The 2,719-nt window shown below is 38.6% G+C and carries 2 protein-coding genes; one reads left to right on the top strand and one right to left on the bottom strand.

The features are described from left to right. Window positions 1-717: 717 nt before the first annotated feature. Complete coding sequence (locus Q4557_RS19595) at window positions 718-2,034, top strand: PD-(D/E)XK nuclease family protein (RefSeq protein ID WP_303414995.1); 1,317 nt, start codon at window positions 718-720, stop codon at window positions 2,032-2,034. A 96-nt stretch (window positions 2,035-2,130) separates the two neighbouring features. Here Q4557_RS19595 and Q4557_RS19590 read toward each other — a convergent pair whose 3' ends face one another. Then, on the bottom strand, window positions 2,131-2,661 hold the full coding sequence (locus Q4557_RS19590; protein WP_303414993.1) for a transposase: 531 nt from the start codon (window positions 2,659-2,661) through the stop codon (window positions 2,131-2,133). Between the last annotated feature and the right edge of the window lie 58 nt (window positions 2,662-2,719).

Here is a 2,719-nt window from a genome sequence, read left to right as displayed (position 1 = left end):
GGTGATATTAGATTATTGAGGGTAAATACAAATGACTAAACCTCGAGAGATATCCATTTCAAACACGTTTTGGGGCAGAAACGACTTAGTCGCCCTAACCCACTTTTGGACATTTCCGAGTTACTAATTAATGTAATCTTGAAAAATTTACGATAAGTTTTCTATTCTAAGAGTGCGTTCAACTGCAAATCAGTGGCCAGATTCACTATGCCACTACAAACCATTAGATAACTAAAACATTTGAAGTATAAACATGTTCTTCCCCTAACTAATTTTTGGAAATAAATGATTTAGGCGGGTAGCATAATAAAGAACTCATGAGATTAAAATGAAAATATTTTTGCAGCTATTTTATTTAGACAGAGTTTGAATATTCACCATATATCCAAGTTTACTTTGAAACTGACCACGCATATAAAGCATCAGCAGAGTCACTCAACCAGCGTTATCAATTTACTGATGCAGAAGCTGACCAAAGCATTGATTAAAAATAAATGTAATTAGCTACTTGCGGTATTAACCACTGTAGGGTAATTTTGCATTAGACAAATGGAATACAACTGTCAATGAACCAAAAATCAGGGACGAAGCAAGCATCTTAGACTCATGTATGAGCTACTATTTTACCTGCACACTAATCATTATTTGTAATCCCTATCTTAAATATCACCAAGCAATTCATTCCATTAAATACTTAATTTAATTAAAAGGTTATCAATGGAACCGCTATACCTAAAACTCAAATCGGACTTAAACAACTTCTTTCAAGATCCTAATTACCTCGCCTTTTACCAGCGATTCAAAGCCGTAACTTATCTGGATGGGTATGTCGATTTTGATGAAAATCGTAAATCAGGTATTTTGCAATGGCTACTCTCCCCTCGTGAGGGGCACCTACAGCAAGACTATTTTATCAAGGCATTACTCGCAGCTTATTATCGCAATTCTACACCTGAACAGGTAGCAGGCCTACCACAAGCATATGAGTTATCAGTAAAAAGCTTTAAGCAAGTTACCTTGATGCAAGAATTGGTGATCACCAACAACAAAAGAATTGATTTACTGCTCGCAGATGCAGCAACAAAAACCCTCATTTTGATTGAACGTAAAGACGGCAGCAAAGCGCATACAGGTCAGCTCCCTGCTTATTTTGACTGGGCTGAAACCCACTACCCGAATTGGCAGCGTTATTATATTTTATCTGACAGCCACAAACAAAATCATGGCGAGCAAATGCACCATGCATTTGTACAGTTAGATGATGAGTGGATAGTTACCGCAATTAAAAGGCTACTAGAATTAGAAGCATTACCTGCTAGACAAGAAGGCATATTAAAAGACATTCAAGCCTATGTGTTTGGTGAGTGGGATGAACAGACTGAAAAATCAGATAAAGACCTCACTAAATATGCGAAATTATTGGCACACAACCATGCCTCACTACTAGAAACATTAGCCAATGAATCAGTAACGGTAAACGGTAAGAAAATCAGATTAATCGATGTCTCTCCTGCAACTTATTTCAACACTATCGCCTTAGAACAAAATATTCACAATGATAGTGAGCTCAATGAACTTTTACTCATTCTACAAGCCTCCCATGATGTATTAGATTGCGTCCAAGACTATTCCTCCTTTGAGCATTTAGCCGATGAAATCAAGCGTATTTACCCTGAAATAACCATTGAAGTCAATTCAGAGAGTGTCTACTTCTTATTGAGCCGACATTACACTAGTAACAATGAAGTTGACTTCATGCCTTATTACTTCGATCTAGTAAAACACACCGACAAAGAAACTAATGCTGATTACTACACTATCAACTGGGTAACGCAAAGATACTGCAATGAAGCTGACGTAAAATATGCCGAGGCTTTTGCCGAAAAGGCACAAATGAAAGTTAGATCAAATTGGCAAAGCAAGACTATAGAAAAGATCAATAAGGACGATGGCATTGATAAGTTAGACATCACCCCTAACTCCCGCATCCGAATAGAAATTGATAAATTCTTAAAACTCGCCAGAAGCATATAAACCAAGTATCAACATAGTGCTGAGTACAACTGAGCACTGTATTAATTAAAGGTATGTTATTTCACTAACTCATGTTAAGAGTAAGCGTCCGGTGAACTACGCCTTGCTTAGATTAACGCGCCAGGGTAAAAGGCTATTGAGGACGCAATTAGGGTGAGATACTTGTTCTAAACAGTGTTCAATGTAATCGAATGGCGTTAGCCCATTGGCTTTGGCCGTTTCTATTATGCTGTACAAAATAGCACTGGCCTTTGCACCACGATGATTGTGGTTAAACAGCCAATTCTTACGCCCTATCACAAATGGTTTTACTGCGCGTTCTGCACGGTTGTTGTCTATATTGAGTCGGCTGTCTTCTACGTAACGACTGAGCTTTGACCATTGATTGAGACTGTAGTGTATGGCTTGGCCCAGGGCGCTTTGCTTTGACACTTGCTCCGCTGATTTATCCAGCCATTGCTTAAATAGTGCCAGTTGGGCACGTGAGTGCGTGCGCCTAAAATACAGTCGCTCTTCAAGACTGAGTGATTGTATTTTCGTTTCAATTCGGTACAGCCTGGCTATCATGCTCAATGCCATATCTGCCTTGCTGACTTTGCCTGTTTGGCTAAATACATAGCCACCCATTATTTTGAAGTTATAACATAACGCCTTTCATTTTGAGTTGCCAACACCAACATTCATT

The sequence above is a fragment of the Shewanella sp. 5_MG-2023 genome (genome assembly GCF_030547465.1).
Lineage (GTDB): Bacteria > Pseudomonadota > Gammaproteobacteria > Enterobacterales > Shewanellaceae > Shewanella.
The sequence above is the reverse complement of the archived record's forward strand: the minus strand, read 5'-3'. Positions and strand labels throughout refer to the sequence as shown.